At 32.0% G+C, this 8,313-nt stretch carries 6 protein-coding genes and 1 pseudogene; all 7 read left to right on the top strand.

The annotated features are described in order from the left end of the window. The first annotated feature begins 135 nt into the window (after positions 1 to 135). On the top strand, positions 136 to 2,334 hold the full coding sequence (locus NU08_RS20265; RefSeq protein WP_129748871.1) for a hypothetical protein: 2,199 nt from the start codon (positions 136 to 138) through the stop codon (positions 2,332 to 2,334). Between the two features lie 2 nt (positions 2,335 to 2,336). Next, complete coding sequence (locus tag NU08_RS22530; RefSeq protein WP_242502614.1) at positions 2,337 to 4,841, top strand: deaminase domain-containing protein; 2,505 nt, start codon at positions 2,337 to 2,339, stop codon at positions 4,839 to 4,841. Between the two features lie 6 nt (positions 4,842 to 4,847). Then, entirely contained in the window at positions 4,848 to 5,498 is a 651-nt protein-coding gene (locus NU08_RS20275; RefSeq protein ID WP_129748872.1) for a hypothetical protein, read from the top strand. 78 nt (positions 5,499 to 5,576) lie between these two features. Further along, positions 5,577 to 6,125 carry an REP-associated tyrosine transposase gene (locus tag NU08_RS20280; protein WP_111363122.1) on the top strand — a complete coding sequence of 183 codons (549 nt, stop codon included), beginning with the start codon at positions 5,577 to 5,579 and terminating at the stop codon, positions 6,123 to 6,125. A gap of 101 nt (positions 6,126 to 6,226) precedes the next feature. Then, positions 6,227 to 7,378, top strand: coding sequence for a hypothetical protein (locus NU08_RS20285; RefSeq protein ID WP_129748873.1), 1,152 nt, complete (start codon positions 6,227 to 6,229; stop codon positions 7,376 to 7,378). Positions 7,379 to 7,388: 10 nt separating this feature from the next. Continuing rightward, positions 7,389 to 7,739 (top strand): hypothetical protein, encoded by a 351-nt coding sequence (locus NU08_RS20290; RefSeq protein WP_129748874.1) that lies wholly within the window; start codon positions 7,389 to 7,391, stop codon positions 7,737 to 7,739. A 111-nt stretch (positions 7,740 to 7,850) separates the two neighbouring features. Continuing rightward, positions 7,851 to 8,313 (top strand): annotated as a pseudogene (locus NU08_RS20295) (transposase); the annotation flags it as partial.

Raw genomic sequence — 8,313 nt, forward strand, 5'->3', positions numbered from 1 at the left:
TACTACAGAGAAATATATTTCTTCCACATAGCTAATGATTGCTTAAAAACAAGTGAAACGCCTTTTTAGATCACTCTGAATCTATGTTACTATGTGTTAAACATAATTATCCCAACGAACAAATAATACTTAAATATGTCCGCAAAATCCCATTTTTTTATAGAGTCGGGAGGTTTTCCCGCACAGCTGTCAGGTCAGGGCTTTGGACCTCAATCTGAAACTGTTTTCAATCTCACTTCTAGATTTTCTTTAGACGCGCCCAAAAAAGCCTTTTCGATCTGCAAAGGAGTTGTTTTGATTCAGCCTCAAACTGGTAATCCTAATAAAGTGAATCTAATTCTTCGTCCTTATAACCAGCCTTTTCCTGGATTAAACATCAAATATTTTATTTACAGAGGTTTGCAGAAAAGTGACTTTTTTACTGATGATGCAGAGCCTTTAGTTAAGAAGAATGAAGGATCGTATTCAGACTTTATTGACAAGATAAACATCGATTTCAACGCTTTTCATGAAGGGCGTGTAAAAAAAGAAGGCGAAACAACAACACCTATTCCTGTTCCTCCTTTCACTGCTAAATTTATTGGCTATGAGAAAGAAAAAGAGGATGATGCCACTAATGGAACCTTAGCAATCCCGCTTTCTGACTTCTTTTTTAAAGAATCAAAATTTGTCGCAGCTGGCGATACTTTTGATGAAAAAGACGATTTCGAATTGCCTTTAATTGGTATTGGAAAATCATTAGGAAATTTTGCTGAAGGTTTATGCGGAATTGATGTCGTTCTAAATTATGGCGATTACAAAATTGACGATGCTCATGAATTTGCTTTCAATTTAGAATATGCCCGCAAACCTTTTGCAGAAATTACAGTAGATGGTTCAACAGATTTCATTAAAAAAATACAACGTGAGCAAAGCACTCAATTTATTGATATTGCTGCTTTTTATGGATCTCATGCTGAAAATGGAATTGTTACAGCAACTGCTTCTGGAGAAAAAACAGAGAAAAAAGGAGCTGCTATTTACAATGATCTGCTTAATAAGTTTTCGACGAAAAACAATTGGTACGTTTATATTCAAAGCGATCGTACACGTAGTTATGATTTTTATGGAAACTATAAAATTGGTGAAGGCTCTGAAAACCTAAAAACAGGATTGTTGAAAGATACAGAAACCAATGAAGTACCTATGACAGCCGTAACTTATGGCACTTCTGGATGGCCTGTTTTAATTAATACACAAGAACAGGCTAATACGGTCGCGACAAATAATCTGTACTTGCAATTTCCAACCGACAACAATAACAACACTGCTTTTTATGGGCAAATGGGTAAAGTTGCCAATGCACAAAAAGATACTTTTATCAATGCTGACGGACTACGATTACCACCTGATGAAGAAGGAAATTATAGCGAGTTAACCTCTACAGTACAATTGAAAACTCCTGCTGTTGAAGGTAAAAACATTGCTGCATTAAGTATTTTGATTTATCAGGGAAAAGTCAATATGTACACGGCCGGAACAACACAAGACGAAAATGGAGATTTGGTTATTGCATACAGAAAAGCCAACTTTTTTGACAATGTTTTTAATTTGATAAAAGCCAGTCCATTATTGAATTTAGATAGTGACAACAGTTACTCCAGAATGACTTCCGAAAAACTGAATCTAATTAATGAGTTTTATGATAAAAAACAGCAGGGAATTTCTATTGCACAAACCGTAACGGTTAACGATATTATTGAAACTGGAATTGAAGAAACACCTACTGTTGCTCGAGTTACTTATATAACAGAAGCTGTTGATGTTATGAACAATGCTGTTTCTGCCACCGGAAGCACAACGTCAACAACTTATACATCTGCTTCAGCAGGTGGCGCAGTTGGCAATAGCAAAACGTACCAGTTACCTGATCCTTACTATTACAGTTTGAAGCTATTTACTGATAGTACTGAAACTATCACTGGATTGGAACTTAAAACTTTGGATGGCTCTACTCCTAACAAAATTATTCTAGGATTAACCAAAGCCGAAAATGAAATTATAAAAGGTTTGATTTCTAGTGATATAAAAAATCCTCGTTTGTTTTTAAGTGATCTCTTTGAGGATGAAAACGAATTTATTTCTCCTGAAAATATTAAATATCAAAAATATAGAGTTGGTGTTGTGGCTGAAAATGCTGATGGTGAAAATGTGTTGACAGAACCTACCAATGCTGTTTTTGTTTATTCTATTGATAGGAAATATCATTTTAGTAAAGGCTATAGTGAGTATATGCCTATTATTTCAACAGGAATTGAAGGAGATAACTTAATTGATCAACAAATTACTATTTAATTATGGAAGATTATGCAGTTGTTTTAGCTAATGATTTAGTAGTTAAAGCATCAAATTTTGGAGGTATAAATAATCTCAAATACAACAGACAAGGCAAAGTAACTTCATTTACATTTGAAGGTCAAAAAATAGTTGCTCTTTTTCAATTCAAATCCAATGAATTTCTAGACTATGTTGATGAAAGTTATTTTGAAAAAATTAAAGAAAAAGAAGTTCAAAAGGAAGGAAACAAATATGATGGTGTTGATAAAAAATTATGGGAAAATTTTGTTTTCAAAAAATACGACAAATTAGTTCGTGCTCAGTTCGGAGATACAATTTTTGGATTGTTGAGAGATTCTTCTGGTTTATGTTATAATTATCATAAATGGACCTATACTAATCCATACAAAGGTCCAAGTGATCCGCGACCAGCACCTGAAGCATTAGCCAGTGGTCAACTATGCGACACATTCATACAAGGTACTCATGCAAAAGATTTTTTTGACACTTATAAAAACTATACCTTTTTAGATACTAACGAAAATGACATAAGACTTATTGGAGAAATAGCATCATTATTAAAAACAGCTGGTGAAAAAACAGCAGAGGCCTTTCTAAACTTCAACTTAACCGGAGTTGACACTACAAAATTTACTTTCCATAATACGGAAAATCAACTATCAAGAGTTGAACTTCTAGAATATAAAAAAGGTCTTGAATTATGGCTTAAAATGCTAAAAAAATACCAAACAGAAATTGGTAAACTAGGTCATGAAGAACAGTTATTTATTGCCATAGATATAATGTACCGCCATAACATACTGACATTACTAACTGTTGACCAAAGAATTAGCATACTAAAGATTTTGGTTGAAAAAAAAGCATTAATGAATTGGTATTGGGAAAATCTTTCTATTGGATTTGTCCATAAAGAAGATTTAGCAATTCATATACTCGAATCATTTACAAATGCTTCCGATGCAGATTCATTTCTTAAAAAACTTACTTTAAAAAACACAATCGATCTAGAATATAAAGATCGTGACGGAATTTTACACACAGATTACACCACATTATACAAACTATTATTCTATAGAATGGATGATTATTTAGGAAATGATAATTTTACAAAATTTGCTTTTGAACTAAATAGAATAGTCCTTTTAAAAAATGGAATAGTCCAAAGCGAAAACGGAATATTAATCAGTAATCCTGAGAATTTAAAACCAATAAATCAATTTGTTAAATATAATTTCATTTGGAATAAAAGATATAATAAAGTTTTTAAAGGTGAAGTTGATTATTCAATAACGTATCCGTCAATATCAACAATCAAAATTAAAGAAAAAATTTGTAGAGAAGTTGTATATGAGAGTGCACATGGAATACCTGTCGAATATGCTACAAAATTTTATGAAAATGAAGTTGTGTTAAATCATTTTGATTTAGTCTCAATATCTTATCTTTCAAATCCATCCTTCATTGATTTATGCGAATATGGAGATTGTTCAAATCAAACTTTTTTAGCTTCAGCTGGATTTATTGATTACCTTTTAGAAAAACAAGACACCAAAATGAAACTTGAAGTACTCTCTAGGTCACTTCAAACCCTTTCATTAGCTTTTGGTGTAGGGGAGTTACTTGTTGCAATTAGAACTGGTAATTTGATTAGAGGTTTAATTGGGGCTTATACCATTGCCGGAGATATTTATTCATATGTGATAAGTTCACCTGCCTTCATAGAGTATCTGCAAGAAGCTTATCCAGACGATTATCAAAGTATTAGAGAAACGCTTGATATGATAGGATTATTGAACGGTTTAACGAATGCTGGAGTAGCAATTGGTTATAGTGCATATAATATAAATCAAGCTACTAAGTTTATAGGAGAAGTTGATGCTTTAAAATTAAATCCTGCAGCAATTGAAAGAATGACAGCTGCAGAGATTAATGCATTACAAACTACAAGAGAAAAATTGTTAGCCGAAATGTATATTTTAAGAAAAAATGCCAATACCAATACAATAATAGAGGGTAAAATTAGAGCTTATCGAGATTTTAGAAATTTAAATATTCCGAATGCGATTAGAGGAACTAAAAGTGAATGGGATCTCGCTAGACAAACAATTTTAAATTACAGAGCCGCAGGAAACAGTGCTGGTAACTTTGGATACTTAGAAGGAAATATTAACAATAACTCTTTAGATAATTTACTAGATTCTTTAACTGGAACTAGAATATTTAGAAGTATTAAATCAGAAATTGCAGACACAGAGCCATATATTTTTACGCCTTTAGATGTAAAATGGACTAGAAACACTGATTCGGAATTTAGAATGTTAAATAAACTTGCTTTATCTTTAGAACCTAATGCAAAAATCACTGACGAATTTCTTAACTATGAGGGCACATTAAAGATAATATCCGAAAATGCATATTGTACATCTTGTCAAGGTATTGTTATACAATTTAATAAAATGTTTCCAAAAATTAATATTGTTCTAATTGACGCAACTAAAATATAATTAATTATGAGTAAAAATTTTGAAATTATTTTTGACGGTCTAATGTATGGGCCTTTCAATTATAGACTACAAATAAAAAACAGATTATATAATTTATCCTATTCATTACAAAAATCTTTTACTAATGATCAGGAAAATTACAAACTAAATATTGATGATTTAGATTACAAAGAAATTTATTCATTAGGAGGTGGTTTATGTTTTTCTGCTTTTAATTGGAATAAGGACATTGAAAAAAGAATAATTGAAAGGTCAAGCATCAATAATTTCACAGGTATTCCATTTTTTTTAGGAACTAATGAAGAAAGAATAGAACTGAACAAAAATGATAAAAAAAAGTTGATAAATTTTCCCAAAGATTATTTTGATAATTTCATAATAAAAATTAAAAGTTTAAATGTTCTGTCTGAAAAAAACAAAATATTTGAGAACCAAAAACAATTTACAATTGATATAGATGACCCCAATTCAATCGAAACTTCAGTAGCTGAATATAATTTCAATTATAAGACAAATTTCTTTGTCACTGAAATAAAATTGATTGATCAATTATATTTTGCAACAATTCAAGCTACTAAAGCATCATTATTAGATGTTTTTTGTTTAGGTTATAAGGTTTATCTGGATGATGAAAAAAGAAGATCCTCGCTGGCTTGAGTGGCCCACTCCCCCCGCTGGCGCGAGCGTCCCGCTCGTGAACGCAAAGTATTTCTTACATTAGCTCAAAAATAATAAATGAGCAGAAAATACAAATTTGGAGATAAAACTGGAGCTTACTTTATAAGTTTTGCTACGGTATATTGGATAGATGTTTTTACGAGAGAAGAGTATTTTGGAAGCATTGTAGAATCATTAGACTACTGTAGAAAAAATAAAGGAATGGAGATTTATGGTTACTGCATAATGCCAAGTCACGTTCATTTAATTTTCAGATCTGAAAATGGAGATCCTTCTGGCTTAATACGAGATTTCAAAGGTTTTACTTCTAGAAAAATGCTCAAAGCAATTGAAGAAAATCCGCAAGAAAGCAGAAAAGAATGGATGCTCTGGATGTTTGAAAGAGCCGGAAAGAAAAACAGCAATGTAAAATTCAGGCAATTTTGGCAGCAAAATAACAAACCTATTGAAATCTGGTCTTTAAAAGTTTTTGAGCAAAAGTTAAACTATATTCATAATAACCCTCTCGAAACTGGTTTTGTAACTAATCCTGTAGATTGGAAATACAGCTCTGCTAGAAATTATGGCGATAACGATCAAACTGTTTTAGAAATTGATATTAATTGACTTTCTGTGTGTGCACGAGCGAGACGCTCGCGCCAGCAGGGGTGGGTAACATAGCAAAATTGAGACACGTAAAGGATCTTTCTTTAGTAAGAAAATTATTCATGGCTAGCGAGTTATCTACAATTGAAAGAGTAGCATTAACCAGAGCACTAAGTGGGCTAGCATCGGGAGCTGAGGCTATAATTGGGGTTGCAAGTTTAGTTCATCGTTTTGCTACAGCTGGTTGTACTGTCTATTACAATAATGAACAAAACCCGCCAGAACTTAATGATCCAGAGTACCAAAAATACAAACTATGTCAATCTATTGATATATGGCTTTTTGCCTTAGAAATGTTGTCATTATCCGGAGATCTTCTTGCCAGAAGAGCTTTTCGAAGAGCTACTAAAAAATTACAGCAAAGCATTCCTTCTGGTAATGAGTACAATGAACTCAGAACAGCTGTAAATTCTTTAGATGAACTTGACAGTTTATTAATTGACTGGTTAAGTTCTATTCAAGAATCACATCCTAATGTTTATAATAAATTAATTACTTTTACTGATGAAGAGAAGAAATTTGCCTTTATGTTTGATTTTGAAGGCAAAAATAACATTTTAAACAAATTAGAGTCAGAACCAGATTTAATTAGTGAATGGTTAAATTTCAATGAATTACAACATTTAAGAAAAGAAATCAAATACTTAGAGGGTTCAAAAAGATTTACACATAATCTTCATGAAATTGAGCATGTCACCAATGTTGCTAACAAGAGAATTCCTCCTTATTTTGAGCCTGCTGCAGGACATGGATATAGCAATATTCTTTCTAGTGAAGTTTTAGATCCAAATACATTAGGGCTTCCAACTGATATGATGAGTACAATCAGAGAGCAAAAAAACGGGCATATAACTTATAACTCAGTATGGTTTAAAATACCAGCAGAGTGTAACCAACCAACCGTAGCAACAAGTAATTCAAAATTTTTCTCTGGGAGTTGGTACAAGAAGAAACCAGTAAATACTGTTTGGAATATGAATTGGACTGATGCTCGAATTAGAGAAGAAATTATTTACTTATGGGTCAATAAAAGGGTTCATAGACTGCAAAGAAATACAGGTAGAACAATAAATGGAATAGCTCAAAATGAAATTATTTATCTAAGTCATTTAACAGATGGAACTGAAGTTCAATTAAGATTTAACAATATTATGCAACAGTTTGGTCAAACACATTACAATACTATTTCTTATTTAAATTTAATATTAAATTAATTATAAAAATATGTCAAGAAGAAAAGATTTTAATTTAACATTTAGCAGAACAAAAACTCCAGGAGGCAGTCTCATTTATTATTGTGATTCAATGTCATCTACAAACAATCAATCTTTATGTTTAGCTACAATACTATCCGGATATCATGAAAAAGATGATATCAATTATTTAATTGAAAACATTACATTAGCACAAAACGGACAACAATATGAAGATTTTCATCAACCTGATAGTTTGACTGGCAGTTTTGAATTGATTATTTCACCTCCAAATATTGTTATATCACCAAATAATCATCAAATACCTTTACAAGCTTGCAAAGAATTATTGAATGAATGGCTCGAATTTATATCAATTTAAAATTAGCTCGACCCGATCGTGCAGATTTATCTCGGCAACGATACCCCCCGCTGGCGCGAGCGTCCCGCTCGTGAACGCAAAGTATTTCTTACATTAGCTCAAAAATAATAAATGAGCAGAAAATACAAATTTGGAGATAAGGCTGGAGCTTACTTTATAAGTTTTGCTACGGTATTTTGGGTGCATTGTTGAATCATTAGACTACTGCAGAAAGAACAAAGGAATGGAGATTTGGTTACTTCATAATGCCAAGTCACGTTCATTTAATTTTCAGATCTGAAAATGGAGATCCTTCTGGCCTTATTAGAGATTTTAAAGGTTTTACCTCGAGAAAAATGCTTAAAGCAATTGAAGAAAATCCGCAAGAAAGCAGAAAAGAATGGATGCTCTGGATGTTTGAAAGAGCCGGAAAGAAAAACAGCAATGTAAAATTCAGGCAATTTTGGCAGCAAAACAACAAACCTATTGAAATCTGGTCTTTAAAAGTTTTTGAGCAAAAGTTAAACTATATTCATAATAACCCTCTCGAAACTGGTTTTGTAACTAATCCTGTAGATTGGAAATACAGCTCTGC

The organism is Flavobacterium anhuiense, assembly GCF_004151235.1.
Lineage (GTDB): Bacteria > Bacteroidota > Bacteroidia > Flavobacteriales > Flavobacteriaceae > Flavobacterium > Flavobacterium anhuiense_A.

Coding starts and splice junctions, on each gene's coding strand:
- NU08_RS20265 (WP_129748871.1), top strand. CDS start 136: ATGTCCGCAAAATCCCATTTTTTTATAGAGTCGGGAGGTTTTCCCGCA.
- NU08_RS22530 (WP_242502614.1), top strand. CDS start 2,337: ATGGAAGATTATGCAGTTGTTTTAGCTAATGATTTAGTAGTTAAAGCA.
- NU08_RS20275 (WP_129748872.1), top strand. CDS start 4,848: ATGAGTAAAAATTTTGAAATTATTTTTGACGGTCTAATGTATGGGCCT.
- NU08_RS20280 (WP_111363122.1), top strand. CDS start 5,577: ATGAGCAGAAAATACAAATTTGGAGATAAAACTGGAGCTTACTTTATA.
- NU08_RS20285 (WP_129748873.1), top strand. CDS start 6,227: ATGGCTAGCGAGTTATCTACAATTGAAAGAGTAGCATTAACCAGAGCA.
- NU08_RS20290 (WP_129748874.1), top strand. CDS start 7,389: ATGTCAAGAAGAAAAGATTTTAATTTAACATTTAGCAGAACAAAAACT.